This is a genomic window from Providencia sp. PROV130 (assembly GCF_028482225.1).
GTDB classification, from domain to species: Bacteria; Pseudomonadota; Gammaproteobacteria; order Enterobacterales; family Enterobacteriaceae; genus Providencia; species Providencia rettgeri.
This window is the reverse complement of the sequence record NZ_JAMPQC010000005.1, coordinates 227,005-249,143: the sequence shown is the minus strand read 5'-3', so window position 1 is coordinate 249,143 and position 22,139 is coordinate 227,005. Positions and strand designations below refer to the sequence as shown.

Here is a 22,139-nt window from a genome sequence, read left to right as displayed (position 1 = left end):
TGTTCAATATTGCTACTGGAATCACCAATACTGAAGGTATTTAATAACATTAACGTTACACAATATTTTATCTCTATGTATTTATTGGTGTTTTAATTATTAAAGTTAATAACAATTATTTATCACGAATAATATTGTGACCTTTATAACAGAATTGTTTATGGGGACTAGACATGATTTGGATAGAATTTGAATTAATACTTAATTAGGTTTGTTGGGATTTAATAATAAATATAAGTTTTAAATGAATGTAAGTGTTAGGTGTTGAGAATAATATTTATTTTAAAGCTTATATATTAAATAATAAATTGGGATCGAACTATGAGCAAAGAAAATAAAAAAGGTGGAATAGAACCGAAGGTTTTTTTTCCACCGTTGATCATTGTTGGACTACTGTGTTGGTTAACTGTTCGTGATTTAGATGCGTCAAATGAAGTTATCAACCAAGTTTTCAGCTATGTCACCAATGTGTGGGGCTGGGCATTTGAGTGGTATATGGTTGTCATGTTTGGTGGCTGGTTTTGGTTGATTTTAGGGCCTTATGCGAAGAAGCGCTTAGGGGAAGAAAAACCTGAGTTTAGCCGAGCAAGCTGGATTTTCATGATGTTCGCATCTTGTACTTCAGCCGCTGTACTTTTCTGGGGTTCGATTGAAATATTCTACTATGTATCTGCGCCTCCATTTGGTTTTGAGCCTTATTCAAATGAAGCGAAAAATATCGGGTTAGCCTATAGCTTATTCCACTGGGGACCGCTCCCATGGGCGACTTACAGCTTCTTATCTGTCGCATTCGGTTATTTTTTCTTCGTTCGTAAAATGGATGTTATTCGCCCAAGTAGTACGCTGGTTCCATTAGTGGGTGAGAAACACGTAAATGGCTGGTTTGGAACCATTATTGATAACTTCTACTTGGTCGCATTGATTTTAGCAATGGGAACGAGTTTAGGGCTAGCGACACCGCTGGTTACCGAATGTATTCAATACCTGTTTGGAATTCCTCATACCCTTGAGCTCGATGCCATCATTATTTTCTGCTGGATTATCCTGAATGCAATTTGTGTGGCTTTTGGTTTGCAAAAAGGGGTGAAAATCGCCAGTGACGTCCGTAGCTACCTGAGTTTCTTGATGCTGGGATGGGTATTTATTGTTGGCGGAGCTAGCTTCATTGTGAACTATTTTACCGATTCTATCGGGGTTCTAATGATGTATATGCCACGCATGTTGTTCTATACAGATGCAGTCGGCAAAGGCGGTTTCCCACAAGGTTGGACCGTATTCTATTGGGCGTGGTGGGTAATTTATGCCATCCAAATGTGTATTTTCCTCGCACGTATCTCTAAAGGCCGTACCGTCCGTGAGCTGTGTATCGGCATGGTAGCAGGTTTGACGGCAGGAACTACGCTAATTTGGACAATATTAGGCAGTAATACCCTACAACTGGTAGACCAAAACATTATTAATATTCCAAAGCTGATTGAAGAGTTCGGCGTCGCACGCGCCATCATTGAAACATGGGCTGCTTTACCTTTGAGCACTGCAACAATTTGGGGCTTCTTCATCCTCTGCTTTATCGCCACCGTAACACTGATCAACGCGTGTTCTTACACACTCGCGATGTCAACTTGCCGTGCAGTTAAAGATGGCGATGAGCCACCGTTATTAGTGCGTATTGGTTGGTCTGTCTTAGTCGGTGTCATCGGTATTGTCTTGCTGGCTTTAGGCGGATTAAAACCAATTCAAACCGCGATAATTGCCGGAGGATGCCCACTTTTTTTCGTCAACATCATGGTAACGCTCTCCTTTATTAAAGATGCCAAAGTGCATTGGAAAAATGACTAATTTATTCAAAAACAACATTTAAGAGGTTATTGATATGGACTTTAGATTGAATGATGAACAGGAGCTGTTTGTCGCAGGGATCCGTGAACTGATGGCCAGTGAAAACTGGGAAAGCTATTTCGCCGAATGTGACCGCGACAGTAAATATCCTGAACGCTTTGTCAAAGCCTTAGCGGATATGGAAATCGATAACCTGCTGATCCCAGAAGAACATGGCGGCTTAAATGCAGGGTTTATCACCGTTGCTGCGGTATGGATGGAGCTTGGTCGCCTTGGAGCACCAACCTATGTGTTATACCAATTACCGGGCGGTTTTAATACGGTACTTAGAGAAGGGACTCAAGAGCAAATTGACAAAATCATGGCATTCCGTGGTACGGGCAAACAAATGTGGAACTCGGCGATCACTGAACCGGGTGCGGGCTCTGACGTGGGGAGCTTACAAACGACTTACCAACGCCGTAATGGCAAAGTGTATTTGAACGGTAGCAAATGTTTTATCACCAGTAGTGCTTACACCCCATACATTGTGGTGATGAGTCGCGATGCGGATTCACCAGACAAACCTGTTTTCACCGAATGGTTCTTAGATATGAGCAAACCAGGTATCAAGGTGAACAAACTTGAAAAACTGGGTTTACGCATGGATAGCTGTTGTGAAATTACCTTTGATAATGTCGAGCTGGATGAAAAAGACATGTTTGGCCGCGAAGGTAACGGTTTTAACCGTGTAAAAGAAGAGTTCGACCATGAGCGTTTCTTAGTGGCATTAACTAACTATGGTACAGCGATGTGTGCGTTCGAAGATGCGGCTCGTTACGCTAATCAGCGTGTTCAATTCGGTGAAGCTATTGGTCGTTTTCAGTTAATTCAAGAAAAATTTGCTCATATGGCGATCAAGCTCAATTCAATGCGCAACATGTTATATGAAACTGCATGGAAGAGTGACAACGGATTGATCACCTCTGGCGATGCAGCAATGTGTAAATACTTCTGTGCAAATGCGGCATTTGAAGTCGTGGACTCTGCGATGCAAGTACTCGGTGGTGTAGGAATTGCAGGTGAGCACCGGATTGCCCGTTTCTGGCGTGACCTTCGTGTGGATCGTGTATCAGGTGGTTCAGATGAAATGCAAATACTGACATTAGGCCGTAGCGTACTGAAACAATACCGCTAATAACTGAACGTAATGGGATGGCTTTCAAGAGAAGGCCAACCCTGTTTCACAGGAGATAAGAACATGGCAGAGCATCTACCTATGCCAGAATTTGGCCCTCTAGCTGGGGTTAGAGTGGTATTTTCAGGAATTGAAATTGCTGGCCCATTTGCAGGGCAAATGTTTGCAGAATGGGGCGCTGAAGTGATCTGGATAGAAAATGTCGCTTGGGCAGACACTATTCGCGTTCAACCCAACTACCCACAGCTGTCACGGCGTAACTTACGTGCGTTATCATTGAATATTTTCAAAGATGAAGGACGTGACGCGTTTCTAAAACTGATGGAAACAACCGATATCTTTATTGAAGCGAGTAAAGGCCCTGCATTTGCTCGTCGTGGTATCACGGACGAAGTACTTTGGGAACATAACCCTAAACTGGTCATTGCACACTTATCTGGTTTTGGGCAGTACGGTGACCCGCAATATACCAACCTCGCAGCGTATAACACTATTGCTCAAGCCTTCAGCGGCTATCTGATTCAAAACGGTGATAAAGACCAGCCAATGCCAGCTTTTCCTTATACCGCAGACTATTTTTCTGGCATGACGGCGACAACTGCCGCACTGGCTGCATTGTATAAAGCACGTGAGACTGGAAAAGGTGAAAGCATTGACGTTGCTATGTATGAAGTGATGTTGCGTATGGGGCAATACTTCATGATGGACTACTTCAATGGTGGAGAGATCTGCCCACGTATGACAAAAGGGAAAGACCCCTATTACGCAGGTTGTGGCCTATATAGTTGTAATGATGGCTATATCGTGATGGAAATTGTTGGTATCACGCAAATTCAGGAAATTTTTAAAGATATTGGGTTGGCGCATCTGTTAGGTACACCAGAAATACCGGAAGGCACACAGCTAATTCACCGTGTGGAATGCCCTTATGGGCCTTTAGTTGAAGAAAAACTCGATGAATGGCTAGGTTCACGTTCGATTGATGAAGTGTTAGCAAGACTCGCGGAATTGAATATTGCTAGCGCCAAAGTCCTTACTATTCCTGAGTTAGAAACCAATCCTCAATACATTGCACGCGAATCTATTACCAGTTGGCAAACAATGGAAGGAAAAACCTGCCGTGGTCCTAACGTCATGCCTAAATTCAAAAATAACCCCGGACAAATTTGGCGAGGCATGCCATCACACGGTATGGACACGACAGATATCTTAAAAAATATTGGATACAGCGAAACTGATATTCGGGGGTTAGTCGATAAAGGGCTAGCCAAAATAGTTGATTAATTGAATGGGTACTCAGGTCAATGATGACTATTGAGCTGAGTATTCATCAGGGAAATGATGGGTAACAATTAATGGATGTAATCGGTAAACAAAATTTGCGTCAAATGTGGGATGATTTAGCGTTAACCCATGGAAACAGCCAGGCGCTTATCTTTGAATCCTGCGATGGAAAGACTAGCAAGTTCAGCTATTTAGAAATGAATCAGCACATTAATCGCACCGCCAATCTCTTTTTAGCCTATGGCATTCAAAAAGGCGATAAAGTGGCCTTACATTTAGATAATTGCCCGGAATTTTTCTTTTGCTGGTTTGGCTTGGCTAAAATTGGGGCGATTATGGTCCCGATTAATGCGCGTTATAAATACAATGAAAGTGCTTGGATCATGCAGAACTGCCAACCCAAAATGGTAGTCACTCATTCCTCTTTCTTAGATATTTATCAACAAGTATTCGCTGATGAAGCGACAAGCTTAGAACATATTTTTTTGATTGCAGATACGCAAATTGAACCCGTAGAGCATATTTCTGACTTTTGGTTTGAACAGTCACAACAACATACGCAATTGACTCAATTTGTTGAATTGAGTGTCGATGATACGGCCGAGATTTTATTTACCTCTGGAACCACCTCGAAGCCTAAAGGGGTAATTATTACCCACTATAACCTCCGCTTTGCCGGTTATTACTCTTCTTGGCAAAACAGCTTACGTTCTGATGATATTTATTTAACGGTCATGCCTGCTTTTCATATTGACTGCCAATGTACAGCTTCTATGGCTGCATTCTCTGTCGGTGCGACGTTTGTGTTATTAGAGAAATACAGCGCACGCCGTTTTTGGCAACAAGTGGTGAAATACAAAGCGACTGTCATCGAACTTATCCCCATGATGATCCGCACATTGTTAAGCCAGCCGCTGGCGGATAACGAAAAAGATCATTGTTTACGAGAAGCGATGTTTTACCTCAATTTAAGTGAAGAGGAACGCGACCAGTTTATGGCCCGGTTTGGGGTGAAGCGGTTTTTAACTTCGTATGGGATGACGGAGACTATTGTTGGTTTGATTGGTGACCGGCCTGGTGATATGCGTCGCTGGCCGTCCATTGGTCGCCCGGGTTTTTGTTATCAGGCACAAATTCGGGACAGAAATAACCAACGTGTTGCTACGGGGGTTATTGGTGAGCTCTGTGTGAAAGGTGAGCGTGGTAAAACCCTTTTTAAAGAGTATTACAACAACCCTGAGGCGACAGCAAAAACCTTTGATGAAGCGGGATGGATGCACACGGGGGACTTTGCCTACCAAGACGAAGACGGCTTTTTCTATTTTGTCGATAGAAGCAGCAATATGATCAAACGCGGTGGGGAAAATGTTTCTTGCAGTGAAATCGAAAATATTATCGCCTCACACCCTGCCATTGTGGATGTAGCAGTGATCGGCGTTGCGGATGATATCCGAGATGAAGCGATTAAAGCCTTTATTGTGCTTGAAGAAGGGGAGACCTTAACTCAGGAAGAGTTCTTTGCTTTTTGTGAAAAACAAATGGCGAAATTTAAGGTGCCAACATGTGTTGAGGTACGTAAAGATTTACCGCGTAACTGCTCTGGAAAAGTATTGAAAAAACATCTGCAATAATCGACAAACTTGATTAATTTTGCATACATTTTCGGGTTGCATACCTGCAACCTGAAGCATCACTGCACGACGAAGAAAGGATTATATTATGAGCGAATCATTAAAAATTACCCGAAATGGCGCTATTTTAGAAATCATACTCGATAGACCTAAAGCCAATGCAATAGATGCAAAAACCAGTTTCAAAATGGGGGAAGTTTTCCTTAACTTTCGCGATGACCCTTCGTTGCGTGTTGCAATTATTACAGGGGCAGGAGAGCGATTTTTCTCTGCCGGCTGGGACTTAAAATCGGCGGCAGAAGGTGAAGCCCCTGATGCTGACTTTGGTCCAGGTGGTTTTGCCGGTTTGACTGAAATTTTTAATCTAAACAAACCTGTTATTGCGGCGGTGAATGGATATGCATTTGGTGGCGGTTTTGAACTGGCTTTAGCGGCAGATATGATAATTTGTTCTGAAAATGCCAGTTTTGCATTACCTGAGGCTCAGCTCGGTATTGTTCCAGATAGCGGGGGGGTTTTACGTTTACCTAAAATTTTACCTGCACCAATCGTGAATGAAATGGTGATGACTGGCAGAAGAATGGATGCACAAGAAGCTTTACGTTGGGGAATTGCTAACGATGTGGTGCCTATTGAGAGTCTGATGGATAAAGCTCGTGAACTTGCAGAACAAATTACGCAAAGTGCGCCATTAGCAGTCGCTGCCCTAAAAGAAATTTTCCGCGCGACAGGGGAGCTCACTGTCGAAGAGGGCTATAAATTAATGCGCAGTGGAGTACTGACAAACTACCCTGCAGTTTTACATTCCGAAGATGCAACAGAAGGCCCACTGGCATTCTCCGAAAAACGTTCACCAAGTTGGAAAGGGCGCTAGTTAAGCTAGCAGCGAGGTGAATTTTGAGTTTTTACGCTTTTGAAGGGGTTATCCCAGTTGTTCATCCTACCGCATATGTACACCCATCAGCGGTAGTGATTGGTGATGTGATTATTGGTGAAGGGGTTTTCGTTGGGCCGAATGCCTCTTTACGTGGGGATTATGGCCGCTTGATCATAGAAAAAGGGGCGAATATTCAGGACTGCTGCATTATGCATGGCTATAGTGATGTCGAGACCATTGTCCATGAATGTGGGCATATAGGCCACGGAGCTATTTTACATGGATGCATTATTGGCCGTGATGCTTTGGTTGGAATGAACAGTGTCGTTATGGATGGCGCTGTGATTGGTGAGGAAAGTATTGTTGCTGCGATGAGTTTTGTTAAGGCCGGTTTTCAAGGTGAAAATCGTCAAATGTTGGTCGGAAGTCCTGCTCGTTTTTTACGCTCAGTGACTGATGAAGAACTGCATTGGAAACGGTTAAATACGAAAGAATATCAAGATTTAGCAGGCCGATATCAGCAACAATTACAGGAAACCCAACCGCTGACAGAGCTTGAAGTTAATCGCCCCAAATTATTTGGTACAACGGATGTAAAACCTAAGGGGCAGTAATTCACTAAAAGGCCGTAAAATAAAAAACGCAGATGGTGAAGTCTGCGTTTTTTATTGGTATAAAACTGAAAAATAAGTTTAACGACGCTGTGCTTTTGATAGCATCCATTGCCATTTTTGTTCTCGATTTAATTCACTTGGTGGCATAGACGCCGCTTTCATTGGGGAATCGATAGTGACTTTTTCAGTTTGATGGCTTCTTAAACGAGCATAAAGCTGGTTATCAATTTTCTTAACTTTAATAAGCCGCTGACATTGACAGCCTCGTCCCGATAATTTATTGGGGATCATTTTTACTTCACACTGAATTTCAGCAACATCAGATAAAATATAAGAAACAATATTGACAGCATTAGGATGCGGAATATCAAAGTGATTAGATATTTCTCTAGCCGTAGTCCAATGGCCTTGTTTCATTACCCAGTTTGCGATAGATAAATACAAGGGTTCATTAATATATTGTCCACACATAAGCGCTCCCAAATCTATTTATTAAAATTGGCTAAATAAAAAGAAATTATATGTAAATTGTAGTTGGAATAGCGTTTATTTGTTTCCTGGTTTGTTAATTAAGAAAACAAAATAATTAATTATTAACTTCTGGTTAAAATTGTTAAAATAATATATTCGTTTTTAATGTTAATTATCATTATTTTAATATAAAAACTTATATTTCATAATGATAGGTGTCGAATATAATTCACAGCCTAAATTACGCCGTCATACAGTGACAAGCTTCATATTAATGGATTTCAAAATGATTTGCATGCCTTTATTGTGAAAATTTACATTCAAGACAAAAGTTTTGTTTATATTCTGATTTTAGGTAAATAACTGAATATCGTTGTAGATAAACTGATTATATTTGGTTTTATATTTGATTGTAATGATCTTGAAATATAATAAAAATGTGACATGGGTGATTTTTTTAATTGAACATTAGCGAGTAAGCAATAACAAAGAGTTAAATAATTTTCTAATATATTAAGAAAGAGAATAAGAGTGATTGGCTTTGCAATTGAATAGAGCATTGCATGTTGATGCAATGCCCTCCTAGAGATAAAAATTATTTGGCTAAGTAGTTATTAATAGAATTAACAATACCTGTGGAATCTAAGCCCAGTTCAGCAATAAGTTCTTCTTGGGTACCTTGAGAAATAAAATAGTCAGGCAAACCAAGGTTTAAGGTTGGAATGATTTTTTTCTCATGCATTAAGAATTCATTCACTCCGCTACCAGCCCCACCCATGATGGCATTCTCTTCGAGAGTGACAAGTACATCATGAGTATTGGCCATTTCAAGGATAAGCGCTTCGTCTAAAGGCTTCACAAAACGCATATCAACAACAGTTGCATTAAGTTGCTCGGCGGCGACCAATGCGTGGCTTAATAAGGTACCAAAGCATAAGATAGCGACTTTTTCACCTTGACGACGAACAATCCCCTTACCAATAGGCAGCAATGATAACGGCTGTAACTCAGCGCCTGTTCCTGTGCCTCGAGGGTAACGTACAGCACATGGACCATCTTGGTAATGATAGCCAGTATGTAGCATTTGGCGGCACTCATTTTCATCACTTGGAGCCATAATAACCATGGTTGGTATACAGCGCAGGAATGAAATATCAAAAGAACCTTGGTGAGTTTGCCCATCAGCCCCCACAATACCGGCTCGGTCGATCGCAAACATAACAGGCACCTTTTGGATAGCCACATCATGAATGACTTGGTCGTAACCGCGTTGTAAGAAAGTCGAATAGATAGCAACGATAGGCTTATAGCCACCAATAGCAAGGCCAGCGGCAAAGGTGACAGCATGTTGCTCGGCAATTGCGACATCGAAGTATTGATCAGGGAATTCTTTAGAAAACCGAACCATACCAGAGCCTTCTCGCATCGCAGGGGTGATAGCCATCAACTTGCTATCATCTTTAGCCTCTTCACACAGCCAATCACCAAAAATTTTAGAGAATGTCGGCCCCGTCTCTTTGCTTTTGGGCAAAGTGAATGTACTTGGGTCAAATTTAGGGACTGCATGCCAGCTAATTGGGTCTTTTTCTGCCGGCTCATAGCCGCGACCTTTCTTGGTCATGATATGTAAAAATTGCGGTCCTTTTAAGTCACGCATATTTTTTAACGTTTGAACTAAGGCAACAACATCATGGCCGTCAACAGGGCCAATATAGTTAAAACCTAATTCTTCAAACATGGTCCCCGGTACGACCATGCCTTTAATGTGTTCTTCAGTCTTTTTCAGTAATTCTTTGATAGGTGGCATGTTAGAAAAAACTTTTTTCCCACCTTCACGTAATGTTGTATAGAGCTTTCCAGAAAGTAAGTGAGCTAAGTGATTGTTTAGTGCGCCAACATTTTCTGAAATAGACATTTCGTTATCGTTTAAGATAACCAACATGTCAGGTGCGGCATCTCCTGCATGGTTCATTGCTTCAAATGCCATTCCAGCGGTGATGGCGCCATCACCAATCACACAAACTGTTTTACGGCTTTGTTGCTCTTTTTCTGCAGCAATGGCCATACCTAAACCGGCACTAATGGATGTTGAGGAATGGCCAACACTTAAAATGTCATATTCACTTTCTTCGCGCCATGGAAAGGGATGTAGGCCATCTTTTTGACGGATGGTATCAATACGGTCACGGCGACCCGTTAATATCTTATGTGGGTAGGCTTGGTGGCCGACATCCCAAACAAGATTATCAAATGGGGTTTTATAGACATAATGTAATGCAACGGTGAGTTCAACAGCACCGAGGCCAGAAGCAAAGTGACCGCTAGAGCGACCCACGCTACTCAGTAAGAATTGTCTGAGTTCATCACAAAGCTTAGGCAAACTTTCTTTAGGCAACAGACGAAGCTCATCTGGTGTCTCTGCCAAGGCTAGCGTGGGATATTTAGCGATATCAATACTCATTAGTTGCTCACTTATAATTAATAAAAAACCCAACTTACCTAGCCACAGTAAAATGACTATTCTCAGTATTTAGCAGCATAAAGCTTCTATCTGCTGTTGGGTTGCCTTCGTTTATCGTCTGCCTATAACTCGAGTGATTAAGAAGTAATCCATCTATTTTTTTGGTTATAGGAATGATTCGAAGATGCATTAGGGTAATAAATTGCCGTAATTATCGATCTTCTTGTAGCCAAAAGGCAAAGCATATTGTCAGCTTTTACGTTCAATAATGAAATTAGCTAAAGCGCTTAGCATTTCTATATTATATCCATGGGACTGGAGAGTCTCTAAAGCGTCTATCGCATCATGATATAGCTCACGTGCTTTTTTCTGAGCAACTTCAAGCCCTAATAGCGATGGATAGGTACTTTTTTCATGTTCGGCATCCGTTCCTTGGCGTTTACCTGTGACTTCGCTATCACCGATAACATCTAGGATATCGTCCTGTACTTGAAAGGCAAGACCGATGGATTGTGCATATTTGTCTAAAACAGGCAGTAATTTTTGACCTTTTTCACCAGCAGCAAAAGCACCAAGACGGATTGCTGCACGAATTAATGCCCCTGTTTTATGTTGATGAATGCGCTCAAGAGATTCAAGGTCAACTTGCTTTCCTTCTGCATCTAAATCAAGAGCTTGCCCGCCGCACATTCCCGCTAAACCACTTGCGTATGATAACTCTGCAATCATCGCTATGCGGTCTTTGTCTGTCACATCCGGCATTGGTGCAGATGACAGTAATTGGAATGCCAATGTTTGTAATGCATCTCCAGCAAGCACTGCATTGCCTTCACCATACTTAATGTGGCAAGTCGGTTGGCCACGGCGCAAATCATCATCATCCATTGCAGGTAAATCATCATGGATTAATGAATAAGCATGAATACATTCGACTGCAGCAGCTGGAGCGTCAAGGTTTTCTTGGCTAACACCAAACATAGAACCGACGGCATAAGTTAAAAATGGACGTAAGCGTTTTCCACCCAATAATGTGCCATAGCGCATCGCTTGAGCAAGTGGGAGGTCTGCAAACGGCAGCGCATTTAAGGCATCTAATAGGTATTGATTGACTCTGTCGTAGGCTTGCTTTTGTTGCTGCGTAAAGCTATCTAAATGTTGTTCAGACATAATTTATTCTGTATCAGGTGAAAAATCGGCTAGAGGTTTATTTTCGTCATCGCTTAGCAAAATTTGTACACGTTGCTCTGCTTGCTGTAATACTTTTTGACCTTGTTTAGCAATTTGAACACCACGTTCAAACTCATTAAGGGCATCTTCTAAGGGAAGTTCACCAGATTCTAGGCGAGCGACGATCTGCTCTAGCTCTTGAAGCGAGTTTTCAAAACTAACAGTCGGAACTTGCTGAGTTTTTTCTTTAGCCATAGTCTTTAGCCACTAATGTGAAATCAGTTAATTCGAGGGATTTTAAATATTCAGCAGACTAACGCAGTCTTGCTACGGTTACAATTTATTATTGGGGTTTTTAGATTCAACCCGCAAGATAGTGTTATAATACGCCTCTTTATTGACAATTGGTAACGTGTCATGTGTCTCTGTTAAGGCACATTCATTTGCCCTCAACCACCATGAACATGCAGCTATTATGAAGTTTATCATTAAGTTATTCCCAGAAATTACCATTAAAAGCCAAACTGTTAGGCTACGTTTTATTAAAATTTTGACCAGTAATATCCGTAACGTGCTTAAACCACTTGGCGAAGAGATTTCGGTTGTCCGTAATTGGGATAACATTGAAGTGCGTGTGAAGGGAGAAACAAAACACGACGAAATTTGTGACATGCTAGGGCGCATTCCAGGTATTCACCATATTCTTGAAGTGGAAGAAAAACCGTTTACCAGTCTACATCATATTTACGAAATGACACACGAAGCCTATGGTGAATCATTAGAAAATAAAACATTCTGTGTGCGGGTAAAACGTCGTGGTAAACATGAATTTTCATCTATCGACGCTGAACGGTATATCGGTGGTGGGTTAAATCAACACATTGCCTCTGCAAAAGTTAAGCTTAAAGACCCTGATACCACGATTCACTTAGAAATCGAAGATGATAAACTTATTTTAGTTAAAGCACGTATTGAAGGTATCGGTGGTTTCCCTATTGGGACTCAAGAAGATGTGTTATCACTCATTTCGGGTGGTTTTGATTCAGGTGTGTCTAGCTATATGTTGATGCGCCGTGGTTGTCGTGTTCACTACTGTTTCTTTAATTTAGGCGGTGCAGCTCATGAAATTGGTGTGAAGCAAATCGCACATTATCTGTGGAATCGTTTTGGTAGCTCCCATAAAGTCCGTTTTATTGCTGTAAATTTTGAGCCTGTTGTCGCTGAAATTTTAGAAAAAGTTGATGATGGCCAAATGGGGGTTGTGCTCAAACGTATGATGGTAAGAGCTGCATCTAAAGTTGCAGAGCGTTATGGCGTGCAGGCGATTGTCACGGGTGAAGCACTTGGGCAAGTTTCCAGTCAAACCCTAACAAACTTACGTTTGATTGATAATGCGTCTGATACCTTAGTATTAAGGCCATTAATTTCCCATGATAAAGAACACATTATCAAACTAGCTCGCCAAATTGGCACTGAAGATTTCGCAAAAACCATGCCCGAATATTGCGGTGTGATTTCAAAAAGCCCAACCGTTAAAGCGGTGAAAGCGCGTATTGAAGCAGAAGAAGCCAATTTTGATTTTTGTATTTTAGAGTCTGTTGTTGAGCAAGCGCAAAATATTGATATTCGACAAATTGCACAAGAAAGCCTTGAAAAAGTTCCTGAAATTGAAATGGTGAGTGAGCTTTCAATTGAAAATGAAGTGATTTTAGATATTCGTTCAATTGATGAATTTGAAGACAAGCCACTGAATGTCGATGGAATGGAAGTTAAGCATATTCCATTCTATAAGTTGAGCACGCAATTTGGTGACTTACCAAAAGATAAAACCTATTTATTATATTGTGACCGTGGGGTAATGAGCCGCTTGCAAGCGCTATACTTAAAAGAGCAAGGTTATGAAAATATAAAGGTTTATCGCCCATAGCTTAAAACAGGGTGCTTGTATCACCAATTCACAATCAGAGAGAAATGTGGGGGAAAGTTTCCCCCACAAGACTAGTTATCGCAAGATAACGTAGCTTGAACCAGCGTGCTTCCGCTACTGATACTGAAAGAGCACAGTCTTTCTTGCATCAATAACGAAAAACACAACACCGTAAGACACACGGTAACTAGCCCCAGAAGGGCAATTTTGGCCATTCCTCTTGACTCCTTTTCTAAAAGGAGACAGAATCAAATTGTGAGGGTTTGAGACTGCCTCGGATTAAGATTAACATCTAAATTCGGGGCTTTCGTCTTTTTGGCTCTGGCAAATGCTTGAACCAAACTGATCCAAGCACCCGCGACAATCATAGCAAAAAATGGCGATAAACAAATCTAATTACAGCTAAATCTCGATAATAAACTGTTTAAATTCATGTAATTAAGATAGTTTGATAATCATTGGTATTAATATGATTGTTGATTTAGCTGAGATAGCAATGAAAAAGCGTGTAGAAGAATAACAGGGTGCTTGTACCACCAAATCATCACTAAAGAGAAATGTGGGGGAAAGTTTCCCCCACAAGACTAGTTATCGCAAGATAACGTAGCTTGAACCAGTGTGTTTCCGCTACTGATACTGAAAGAGCACAGCCTTTCTTGCATCAATAACGAAAAACACAACACCGTAAGGCACACGGTAACTAGCCCCAGAAGGGCAATTTTGGCCATTCCTCTTGACTCCTTTTCTAAAAGGAGACAGAATCAAATTGTTGAGATTTGGAAACTGCCTCGGATTAAGATTAACATCTAAATTCGGGGCTTTCGTCTTTTTGGCTCTCACAAATGCTTGAACTAAAATGATCCAAGCACCCGCGACAATCATAGCAAAAAATGGTGATAAACAAAGGTTTTTTGTTGAGGGTTTTTATTTTAATTCTTTATTATTCAAACGATTAAATGATTTTAATCATTCGTTGTTAATAGCGGATTTTTCCGTTAATCCTCTAAATAATCATTAATACCATTCGGTAAAACTAATTGGGCTGCAACTTGGCCTGCAATTTCGCGCCCGACCAATAACTCAATCAATTTTAAGGCAAAATCAAAGGATGTTGCGGGCCCTTGGCTGGTTAATAAGTTAACTCGCTCATCAAAGTAGACTCGGCGATCGACCCATTTATGAGCTGGAATTTTATCTTTCATTGATGGAAAACCAGTCATATTACCTAGCGGAAACAATTGGTGATATTCAAGTACAAGCGCTGGCGCCGCACAAATAGCCGCCACAATTTTACCATCAAGATGCATTCGGCGAACTTTTTCCACAACCAGTGGGCTATCACGAAATGTTTCCGCTCCAGTCATACCACCAGGCAGTACAATGGCATCAAAAGGTTCATCTGCAACTTTAATCAATGGGGTATCGGCACTAATTTTTAGCCCTCGTGAAGCGGTAATGGTTAAAGAACCATCTTCCGTCACGCTCGCTAAAGTCACATCAATGCCTGCTCTAACTAATAAATCAGCAGTAATGGTAAATTCAATTTCTTCACTACCATGAGCGATGCAGATTAGAACGGAAGTCGTCATATTGTTGTTCTCTATTTTTGACTAAATGGTAAAGGCGATCGTTTTCAGGTGTACTGATCCCATGAGCTCGTGCTTGTTTGATTAAAAAGCCAGTGATGTAATCAATCTCTGTACGGCGATTGTTTCGTATATCTTGTAACATAGAAGAATAGTTATCAGCGGTATTATTAATAATGCCGTAAATATACTCTGTTAGCTCTGCTTTATCCGTATGCAGCCCTTCTGCCGCCATAACATGACATATCTCATCAATGATCCGAGATATTTGCGTGGAATGCTGGATTAATTCACCATTCTTACAGTTATGTTCGACAGTTAGGGGGTTAATGACACAGTTTACAATCAATTTACGCCAGCAAGTGGTTAAAATATTATTATGCCAAGCTACATCAGGTAAGGCTTCATGCAAGATATCCGCTATTGGGTAGTATGCTTGTGCTTGGGAATTGATAGCACCGATATGCGTGATCCCATTTGCGACATGAAATACTTGGTTATTTTCTTGCCAAGCCGCATGGGTTGTGACGCCCGCTAAGATAGGATGGCGTAAAGGCGTCAGCTCTTCAACCGTTCCCATGCCATTATGCAGTAATAAAATAGGCGTATTTTCTGGGATAGTATTAATCAAAGGTAATAAAGCATCAGAAACTTGCCATGCTTTTAAACAGACAATGATTAATTCACTGGTTTGTAAGTGGTTAATATTATTAGAAGGAATCAGTTCTCGGAAAGTACGTCCATCAGGTTCATTAACATCGACGAATAAATCAGACTGTGCAACACGTAGCCAACCTTGTATGTCATGCCCTTGTATTGCAAGTGAAGCAAGCCACAGTTTACCTATCGCACCACAACCAATTAGAGTTATTTTCATTGTTTCCCCTTTGAATATGGGACTTTAACGTCTTATAAGGTAAGGCGGAAGTGATTTATCACCAGTATAACCTTTTACCATACGAAGTTGTAGTTAACGAAATATCATAGGCTCCGATAACTTGAAGTAATGTGAGTAAAAACGTTATCATGCGCACAATCTAAAAATTATCAGTGAGGTTCTAGCTATGCCATCATTTGACATTGTATCTGAAGTGGAAATGAATGAAGTACGTAATGCGGTGGAGAATGCGCAGCGTGAGTTAACCAGCCGTTGGGATTTTAAAAATGTTGAAGCCAGTTTTGAGCTCAATGACAAAAATGAATCAGTTAAAATCACTAGTGAATCGGATTTCCAGGTACTTCAGTTAGTTGATATTTTAAGAGAAAAAATGGCAAAACGTGGTATTGATGGTGCGGTATTGAATGTGCCTGAAGATATCGTTCACAGTGGAAAAACTTACAGTGTTGAAGTAACTTTCAAACAAGGTATTGATAGCGCCATTGCTAAGAAAATTGTGAAACTAATTAAAGACAGCAAATTGAAAGTTCAAGCTCAGGTGCAAGGCGACCAAGTACGTGTAACGGGAAAAGCGCGTGATGACTTACAATCGGTTATGGCATTAGTGCGCGGCGGGAACTTAGGCCAACCTTTCCAGTTTAATAACTTCCGCGACTAGTTATTTTTCAAGTATTCGTTTAAAGCCCGCGCTAGCGGGCTAATTTTTACTGATTTATTAATGCTTCAAGTTGTTCTCGATTGATGATTTTTCTATCAACTTTAACATAAGCACTATATTCTTCGTCAACGACGAGTGCTTCCATCACCCCTTTCTGGGCTTGTAATTTCTTCTCAAGAGCCCTTGTATCTCCAATATGATTGGGTAATTCAATACGAATACTGCTGACATACGGAGGTTGCTGCATAGTTAAGCTAATGATAAACCAGATAATGGTTAATATTAGTCCGCCAATAAAAACCGTATTAGCACCTTCAAAGCTGTACAACCACCCACCGACAATACCGCCAATGGCAACACCTAAAAACTGGCTGGTGGAGTATACGCCCATGGCAGTTCCTTTATAGCCAGCAGGTGCCTCTTTGCTTATGAGTGACGGTAAAATGGCTTCCATAATATTGAAAGCAATAAAAAATAGTTGAATACCTAAGAAAATCACCCATAAGTGATTATCAGAAAGCCATAAGGTAATTTCAGCCAATGCTAAAACGACAATACAAAATAAGAAGACCTGCTTCATTTTGCGGTATTTTTCCGCATAAATTATGAAAGGAAGTACAGTGACAAAGGCGATTAACATCGTGATTAAATAGGCTTTCCAATGGTCTTTCGCTAAAAAACCAGAATCAGTCATAATAAGAGGTAAAGCAACAAAACTAGACATCAGTAGGGTATGTAAACTAAGGATACCTATATTTAACTTGAGTAGTTGAGGGTGCATTAAAACTGTTTTTAAATTACCTTGTACAAATGCCGACTCACGGTTTAAAACATGAGTATTGGTATTAGGAACAATAAAAACAGTCACTGCAATAGCACCAACTGCAAGTAGTGCAATTCCCCAAAATAAACCACTTAGACCAACCACGTTAGTGAGAATGGGACCAAGCACTAGGGCAATGGCAAAAGTTAAACCGAAACTAATACCCAAAAATGCCATGGCTTTAGTCCGATTTTGCTCTCGAGTTAAGTCAGAGAGTAGCGCCATAACGGCAGCAGAAATGGCACCGGCGCCTTGTAAAGCACGCCCAATAATAATTCCCCAAATTGAATCACTTAATGCCGCAACGATACTTCCGATAATAAAAATGGCTAAACCAATAATAATTAAAGGTTTCCTTCCTATTTTATCTGACATCAAACCAAAAGGGATTTGGAAAATGGCTTGGCTAAGACCATAGATACCAATAGCGACACCCACTAAGAACTCGTTAGCTCCCTGTAAATGCATCCCATAGCTGGTCAAAATAGGTAATACCATAAACATTCCAAGCATTCGCAAGGAGAAAACAGAGCCTAATCCCCAAGTGGATCTAAGCTCTGCGGATGTCATTTTGTTATCATTCATTTTTATTCTTCATATTTCGTGCTGTAGCGGTGTTGGCTTCTCTCAGCTACCTAGGTCACATATTAGTAAATACAACAAGTTGAACAAATATGCAGTACGTTGTGGTGTTATATTTTTAGTATCAATCTATTAGAATTTTAATAGTGCATTTAATATCTAGCTTATCAATGGCAAGCGGCTATTTAACCATAAAATAGATTCATAAGGATAGGCAGAATAAGTAAAAGTGAGTTGTAAAAGCAGTTAGAGACAAATAAAAACGGCGGGGAAGGCCCGCCGTTTAGACATTGTTATCATCAGTAAACAGATAAGTTATCTGACGAGAGCTATAACAGTATCGCTTGAAACTATAGGGTCAACTGACATCATTACGCTCAATGAAGTAATTGCTACGATTGAGAAGATAAACAGTTTTCTTGCCCAGACTCGGTCGTCATTTTCGGTTTTGAAACCCGAAATTGCCATACCTAGCCACCATAAGCTGACTGCTGCACCTACAATGAGGTACTTATAGCCCGCGTATCCACTGATAGCTAACATTAATGTTGCGACCATAAACGCTAGGATATACAGGAAGATGTGCGTTTTCGCGACGGAAATTCCTTTAATAACCGGTAACACAGGAATGTTTGCGGCTTTGTAATCCTTAAAACGGAAGATAGCAATGGCATAAGAATGAGGCATTTGCCACAAACTGAATATCAACAATAGGATAAGTGCACCCATATCGAATTCATTTGTAACAGCGCAGTAACCGATAACCGGTGGTGCTGCGCCTGAAAGGCTGCCAATCAGCGTGCCATAAACGGATTTACGTTTCATATATAGGCTATAAACACCTACATAAACAATGAAACCGATAACTGCAAGCAGCATTGCCAGCGCATTGGCTGCTACAAGTAGCAGCACCATACCAGCAATACCCAATGCAGCAGCGTAAATCAGGCTAACTTTCGGATCAATCAACCCTTTAACTAAAGGGCGATTCTTCGTTCTTTCCATGATACGGTCGATATCACGGTCGATGTAGTTGTTAAAAACACAACCAGAAGCCACGACCAGTGATACACCCAGCAAAGTCGCAACGAACAGTGGGTAATCAATTGACCCTTTTGAAGCCAATAAAAAACCACCGATCACAGATATCAAGTTTCCGAATATAATTCCTGGTTTGGTCACTTGCAGGTATTGCTTAAACATATCGGCAACTCTTTAGTCGAGCATCATATTGATGTTCAGGTTGTACATAATCCACAGCGAGCCGACAACAACAATGCCGACAATTAGCATGGTGAACAGAAATGCAACCAAGTTCCAACGCTCATCAGATGAGGTATTCATATGTAAGAAACATACTAAGTGAACCAGGATTTGCACGACTGCCATGCCAACAACAGTCCAAAGAATGGTTGAGGTTGACGCTGTGCCTTCCATCACCATCCAGAACGGAATGACCGTTAGGATGACTGACAGAATAAAGCCAATCAGGTATGTCTTAACGCTACCGTGGCTTGCTCCAGTGTGAGCATCTTTTGCATGACTCATTTAAATAGCCCCCAGAAGATAAACAACGGTAAATACACAAATCCAAACCACATCTAAGAAGTGCCAGAACAGGCTTAGGCAGTTCAAACGTGTTTTGTTGACATCAGTCAGACCACGACGAGTCACTTGAATCATCATGATAACAATCCAAATCAGACCCGCAGATACGTGTAGACCGTGGGTTGCAACTAGTGCAAAGAAGCCAGATAAGAAACCACTACGGTCAGGGCCAAAGCCTTCAGCAATCAGTTCATGGAACTCATAGACTTCCATGATAACGAAGCCAAGACCTAGCAGGAATGTCGCGAACAGCCATAAGTTAACTGCACCGATTTTTCCTTTGTGCATCGCAATCATTGCGAAGCCGTAGGTGATACTACTCACTAACAGTAAGAAAGTTTCGCCTAATACGAACTTCAGACTGAAGATATCTTTACCAGCAGGACCGCCAGCAGTTCCATCGGCCAAAACAACATAGGTTGCAAACAAACAAGCAAACAGGATCAAGTCGCTCATGATATAGAGCCAGAAACCGAATACTTTAGTGCCACCTGCATCGTGGTGCCCATGCTCTGCATGGGCGATATTTTGGTTAGTCATTGTATTAGTTGACATCGTTCACACCTGCCTTACGTAATTCTTCAAAGTGCTTATTCTCGATTTCTTCGATTTCAGCCACAGGTACGTAGTAATCAACATCTTCGTCGAAGCTTTTTGCAATCCAAGTGACGATCATTCCACCGAAACCAACGATTGCGAGCCACCAGATGTGCCAGATCATTGCGAAACCTAAAACCAAGCTAAATGCAGCGATGATAACGCCAGCGCCGGTATTTTTCGGCATATGAATTTCTTCATATGAAGCTGGTTTCTTATGAGCAAGCCCTTTTTCTTTCAGATCCCACCAAGCATCACGAGTTTGAACGTGTGGTTCAATCGCAAAGTTATAGAATGGTGGTGGTGAAGAAGTTGCCCACTCAAGAGTACGTCCACCCCATGGGTCACCCGTTAAATCACGGTTTTCATGACGGTCACGGATACTCACAATGATTTGGATAACTTGGCATGCAATACCGATTGCGATTAACGCAGCACCGAATGCAGCCGCAACTAACATTGAGTGATAAGCAGGGTCAATATTCTGGCTTAAACGACGGGTCATACCCATAAAGCCCAGAATATATAACGGCATGAATGCTAAGAAGAAACCGATGATCCAGAACCAGAATGCACGGACACCCCATTTCTCATTCAGCGTAAAGCCGTAAGCTTTCGGGAACCAGTAAGTCATACCAGCGAAACATCCGAATACTACACCACCAATGATAACGTTATGGAAGTGAGCAATCAGGAATAAGCTGTTGTGCAGAACGAAGTTCGCACCTGGTACGGCTAACAGAACACCCGTCATACCACCTACAGAGAAGGTGATGATGAAACCGATAGTCCATAGCATCGGTGATTTAAACTCGATGCGGCCTTGGTACATGGTAAATAGCCAGTTGAAGATCTTAACCCCTGTTGGGATTGCGATAATCATAGTGGCGATACCGAAGAAGGCGTTCACGTTCGCGCCAGAACCCATCGTAAAGAAGTGGTGCAGCCATACGATGAAGGACATAACGGTGATAACGATTGTCGCCCAAACTAATGAGGTATAACCGAATAAACGTTTTTTCGAGAAGGTTGCTGCGACTTCAGAGAACACACCGAACACTGGCAGAACAAGGATATACACCTCAGGGTGACCCCATGCCCAAATCAGGTTGATGTACATCATCATGTTGCCGCCCATATCGTTAGTGAAGAAATGGGTACCTAAATAACGGTCTAACGTCAGAAGCGTCAGAGTAACAGTTAAAATAGGGAAAGCAGCAACAATCAATACGTTAGTACATAACGCAGCCCAGCTGAATACAGGCATTTTCATCATCGACATACCCGGAGTACGCATACGGATAATAGTGGCGATGAAGTTAACCCCTGTTAATAGTGTACCAATACCGGATATCTGGAGACTCCAGAGCCAGTAATCGACCCCGACCCCAGGGTTGTACTCCAAGCCTGATAACGGCGGATAAGCCAACCAACCAGTCTGTGCGAATTCACCTACCCCTAAAGAGATGTTGATTAAGACAACACCGACTACAAAGAACCAGAAGCTCAATGAGTTAAGGAATGGGAAGGCAACGTCACGTGCACCAATTTGCAGAGGTACAACTAAGTTCATCAGACCAACAACGAATGGAGTTGCCATGAAGAAAATCATGATAACGCCGTGCGCGGTAAAAATTTGGTCATAGTGATGAGGATTTAAGAAACCCTCTTGGCCAGCAGAAGCGAGAACTTGCTGCCCACGCATCATGATAGCATCCGCGAAGCCACGGAATAACATGACCATCGCCACAATGATGTACATGACACCAATTTTCTTATGGTCAACAGAGGTTAACCATTCTTTCCACAGCCATTTCCACTTACCGAAGTAGGAGATCACACCGACTAAGCCAAGCCCACCAAGGACAATAGCAATCAGTGTGACAACGATGATCGGCTCATGGAGCGGAACTGCATCTAGTGTTAATTTTCCGAACAT

21 protein-coding genes are annotated in these 22,139 nt (G+C 41.5%); 8 read left to right on the top strand and 13 right to left on the bottom strand.

Going from position 1 to position 22,139, the window contains the following annotated elements:
* Positions 1–321: 321 nt before the first annotated feature.
* The 6 genes from caiT to caiE all read left to right on the top strand — a co-directional run bounded on the left by caiT (position 322) and on the right by caiE (position 7,422).
* Positions 322–1,839 carry an L-carnitine/gamma-butyrobetaine antiporter gene (gene caiT / locus PSF28_RS05065; protein ID WP_004914596.1) on the top strand — a complete coding sequence of 506 codons (1,518 nt, stop codon included), beginning with the start codon at positions 322–324 and terminating at the stop codon, positions 1,837–1,839.
* A gap of 34 nt (positions 1,840–1,873) precedes the next feature.
* Entirely contained in the window at positions 1,874–3,016 is a 1,143-nt protein-coding gene (gene caiA, locus PSF28_RS05060) for a crotonobetainyl-CoA dehydrogenase (RefSeq protein ID WP_004914593.1), read from the top strand.
* A 63-nt stretch (positions 3,017–3,079) separates the two neighbouring features.
* On the top strand, positions 3,080–4,300 hold the full coding sequence (caiB, locus tag PSF28_RS05055; protein WP_004914591.1) for an L-carnitine CoA-transferase: 1,221 nt from the start codon (positions 3,080–3,082) through the stop codon (positions 4,298–4,300).
* A 71-nt stretch (positions 4,301–4,371) separates the two neighbouring features.
* Entirely contained in the window at positions 4,372–5,931 is a 1,560-nt protein-coding gene (gene caiC / locus PSF28_RS05050) for a crotonobetaine/carnitine-CoA ligase (protein ID WP_210840194.1), read from the top strand.
* An 88-nt stretch (positions 5,932–6,019) separates the two neighbouring features.
* A complete protein-coding gene (gene caiD / locus PSF28_RS05045) occupies positions 6,020–6,805 on the top strand; it encodes a crotonobetainyl-CoA hydratase (protein ID WP_210840192.1) in 786 nt (261 codons plus the stop codon).
* Between the two features lie 23 nt (positions 6,806–6,828).
* Positions 6,829–7,422 carry a carnitine operon protein CaiE gene (caiE, locus tag PSF28_RS05040; protein ID WP_210840191.1) on the top strand — a complete coding sequence of 198 codons (594 nt, stop codon included), beginning with the start codon at positions 6,829–6,831 and terminating at the stop codon, positions 7,420–7,422.
* Between the two features lie 78 nt (positions 7,423–7,500).
* On the opposite strand, the gene caiF is transcribed toward caiE, so the two are convergent.
* The 4 genes from caiF to xseB form a co-directional block, all read right to left on the bottom strand.
* Entirely contained in the window at positions 7,501–7,893 is a 393-nt protein-coding gene (gene caiF, locus PSF28_RS05035) for a carnitine metabolism transcriptional regulator CaiF (protein WP_004914580.1), read from the bottom strand.
* A 595-nt stretch (positions 7,894–8,488) separates the two neighbouring features.
* Positions 8,489–10,354: a 1-deoxy-D-xylulose-5-phosphate synthase gene (dxs, locus tag PSF28_RS05030; protein WP_272665584.1), complete on the bottom strand. Its 1,866-nt coding sequence runs from the start codon at positions 10,352–10,354 to the stop codon at positions 8,489–8,491.
* Positions 10,355–10,603: 249 nt separating this feature from the next.
* Entirely contained in the window at positions 10,604–11,521 is a 918-nt protein-coding gene (ispA, locus tag PSF28_RS05025) for a (2E,6E)-farnesyl diphosphate synthase (RefSeq protein WP_210836501.1), read from the bottom strand.
* 3 nt (positions 11,522–11,524) lie between these two features.
* Positions 11,525–11,776: an exodeoxyribonuclease VII small subunit gene (gene xseB / locus PSF28_RS05020; protein WP_004914571.1), complete on the bottom strand. Its 252-nt coding sequence runs from the start codon at positions 11,774–11,776 to the stop codon at positions 11,525–11,527.
* Positions 11,777–11,996: 220 nt separating this feature from the next.
* Between xseB and thiI the strand changes: the two genes are divergently transcribed.
* Positions 11,997–13,448 (top strand): tRNA uracil 4-sulfurtransferase ThiI, encoded by a 1,452-nt coding sequence (gene thiI / locus PSF28_RS05015; protein ID WP_272684735.1) that lies wholly within the window; start codon positions 11,997–11,999, stop codon positions 13,446–13,448.
* 71 nt (positions 13,449–13,519) lie between these two features.
* Here the strand turns inward: thiI and PSF28_RS05010 are convergent, their stop codons facing one another.
* The 4 genes from PSF28_RS05010 to panE all read right to left on the bottom strand — a co-directional run bounded on the left by PSF28_RS05010 (position 13,520) and on the right by panE (position 15,911).
* Positions 13,520–13,663, bottom strand: a complete 144-nt coding sequence (locus tag PSF28_RS05010; protein WP_004914564.1) for a Hok/Gef family protein — start codon at positions 13,661–13,663, stop codon at positions 13,520–13,522.
* A gap of 369 nt (positions 13,664–14,032) precedes the next feature.
* Positions 14,033–14,176: a Hok/Gef family protein gene (locus tag PSF28_RS05005; RefSeq protein ID WP_004905468.1), complete on the bottom strand. Its 144-nt coding sequence runs from the start codon at positions 14,174–14,176 to the stop codon at positions 14,033–14,035.
* 267 nt (positions 14,177–14,443) lie between these two features.
* Positions 14,444–15,037, bottom strand: a complete 594-nt coding sequence (yajL, locus tag PSF28_RS05000) for a protein deglycase YajL (protein ID WP_004914556.1) — start codon at positions 15,035–15,037, stop codon at positions 14,444–14,446.
* Positions 15,000–15,911 (bottom strand): 2-dehydropantoate 2-reductase, encoded by a 912-nt coding sequence (panE, locus tag PSF28_RS04995; RefSeq protein ID WP_272684734.1) that lies wholly within the window; start codon positions 15,909–15,911, stop codon positions 15,000–15,002. The genes yajL and panE overlap by 38 nt, the downstream gene beginning before the upstream one ends.
* Positions 15,912–16,098: 187 nt before the next feature.
* Here panE and PSF28_RS04990 point away from each other — a divergent pair, with 187 nt between their 5' ends.
* Entirely contained in the window at positions 16,099–16,590 is a 492-nt protein-coding gene (locus PSF28_RS04990; protein WP_210836504.1) for a YajQ family cyclic di-GMP-binding protein, read from the top strand.
* A 46-nt stretch (positions 16,591–16,636) separates the two neighbouring features.
* On the opposite strand, the gene PSF28_RS04985 is transcribed toward PSF28_RS04990, so the two are convergent.
* The 5 genes from PSF28_RS04985 to cyoB all read right to left on the bottom strand — a co-directional run bounded on the left by PSF28_RS04985 (position 16,637) and on the right by cyoB (position 22,139).
* Positions 16,637–17,998, bottom strand: a complete 1,362-nt coding sequence (locus tag PSF28_RS04985; protein WP_272684733.1) for an MFS transporter — start codon at positions 17,996–17,998, stop codon at positions 16,637–16,639.
* Positions 17,999–18,310: 312 nt separating this feature from the next.
* Complete coding sequence (gene cyoE / locus PSF28_RS04980; RefSeq protein ID WP_004914545.1) at positions 18,311–19,198, bottom strand: heme o synthase; 888 nt, start codon at positions 19,196–19,198, stop codon at positions 18,311–18,313.
* Between the two features lie 12 nt (positions 19,199–19,210).
* Entirely contained in the window at positions 19,211–19,543 is a 333-nt protein-coding gene (locus PSF28_RS04975; RefSeq protein ID WP_042846921.1) for a cytochrome o ubiquinol oxidase subunit IV, read from the bottom strand.
* Positions 19,544–20,158 carry a cytochrome o ubiquinol oxidase subunit III gene (locus PSF28_RS04970; protein WP_206084594.1) on the bottom strand — a complete coding sequence of 205 codons (615 nt, stop codon included), beginning with the start codon at positions 20,156–20,158 and terminating at the stop codon, positions 19,544–19,546.
* Positions 20,148–22,139 carry a cytochrome o ubiquinol oxidase subunit I gene (cyoB, locus tag PSF28_RS04965; RefSeq protein ID WP_210836507.1) on the bottom strand — a complete coding sequence of 664 codons (1,992 nt, stop codon included), beginning with the start codon at positions 22,137–22,139 and terminating at the stop codon, positions 20,148–20,150. Before cyoB ends, PSF28_RS04970 begins: the two co-directional genes overlap by 11 nt.

Bases quoted from the DNA above. Each gene is read 5' to 3' on its own strand.
- caiT (WP_004914596.1), top strand. From the start codon at position 322: ATGAGCAAAGAAAATAAAAAAGGTGGAATAGAACCGAAGGTTTTTTTT.
- caiA (WP_004914593.1), top strand. From the start codon at position 1,874: ATGGACTTTAGATTGAATGATGAACAGGAGCTGTTTGTCGCAGGGATC.
- caiB (WP_004914591.1), top strand. From the start codon at position 3,080: ATGGCAGAGCATCTACCTATGCCAGAATTTGGCCCTCTAGCTGGGGTT.
- caiC (WP_210840194.1), top strand. From the start codon at position 4,372: ATGGATGTAATCGGTAAACAAAATTTGCGTCAAATGTGGGATGATTTA.
- caiD (WP_210840192.1), top strand. From the start codon at position 6,020: ATGAGCGAATCATTAAAAATTACCCGAAATGGCGCTATTTTAGAAATC.
- caiF (WP_004914580.1), bottom strand. From the start codon at position 7,893: ATGTGTGGACAATATATTAATGAACCCTTGTATTTATCTATCGCAAAC.
- dxs (WP_272665584.1), bottom strand. From the start codon at position 10,354: ATGAGTATTGATATCGCTAAATATCCCACGCTAGCCTTGGCAGAGACA.
- ispA (WP_210836501.1), bottom strand. From the start codon at position 11,521: ATGTCTGAACAACATTTAGATAGCTTTACGCAGCAACAAAAGCAAGCC.
- xseB (WP_004914571.1), bottom strand. From the start codon at position 11,776: ATGGCTAAAGAAAAAACTCAGCAAGTTCCGACTGTTAGTTTTGAAAAC.
- thiI (WP_272684735.1), top strand. From the start codon at position 11,997: ATGAAGTTTATCATTAAGTTATTCCCAGAAATTACCATTAAAAGCCAA.
- PSF28_RS05010 (WP_004914564.1), bottom strand. From the start codon at position 13,663: ATGGCCAAAATTGCCCTTCTGGGGCTAGTTACCGTGTGTCTTACGGTG.
- PSF28_RS05005 (WP_004905468.1), bottom strand. From the start codon at position 14,176: ATGGCCAAAATTGCCCTTCTGGGGCTAGTTACCGTGTGCCTTACGGTG.
- yajL (WP_004914556.1), bottom strand. From the start codon at position 15,037: ATGACGACTTCCGTTCTAATCTGCATCGCTCATGGTAGTGAAGAAATT.
- panE (WP_272684734.1), bottom strand. From the start codon at position 15,911: ATGAAAATAACTCTAATTGGTTGTGGTGCGATAGGTAAACTGTGGCTT.
- PSF28_RS04990 (WP_210836504.1), top strand. From the start codon at position 16,099: ATGCCATCATTTGACATTGTATCTGAAGTGGAAATGAATGAAGTACGT.
- PSF28_RS04985 (WP_272684733.1), bottom strand. From the start codon at position 17,998: ATGAATGATAACAAAATGACATCCGCAGAGCTTAGATCCACTTGGGGA.
- cyoE (WP_004914545.1), bottom strand. From the start codon at position 19,198: ATGTTTAAGCAATACCTGCAAGTGACCAAACCAGGAATTATATTCGGA.
- PSF28_RS04975 (WP_042846921.1), bottom strand. From the start codon at position 19,543: ATGAGTCATGCAAAAGATGCTCACACTGGAGCAAGCCACGGTAGCGTT.
- PSF28_RS04970 (WP_206084594.1), bottom strand. From the start codon at position 20,158: ATGTCAACTAATACAATGACTAACCAAAATATCGCCCATGCAGAGCAT.
- cyoB (WP_210836507.1), bottom strand. From the start codon at position 22,139: ATGTTCGGAAAATTAACACTAGATGCAGTTCCGCTCCATGAGCCGATC.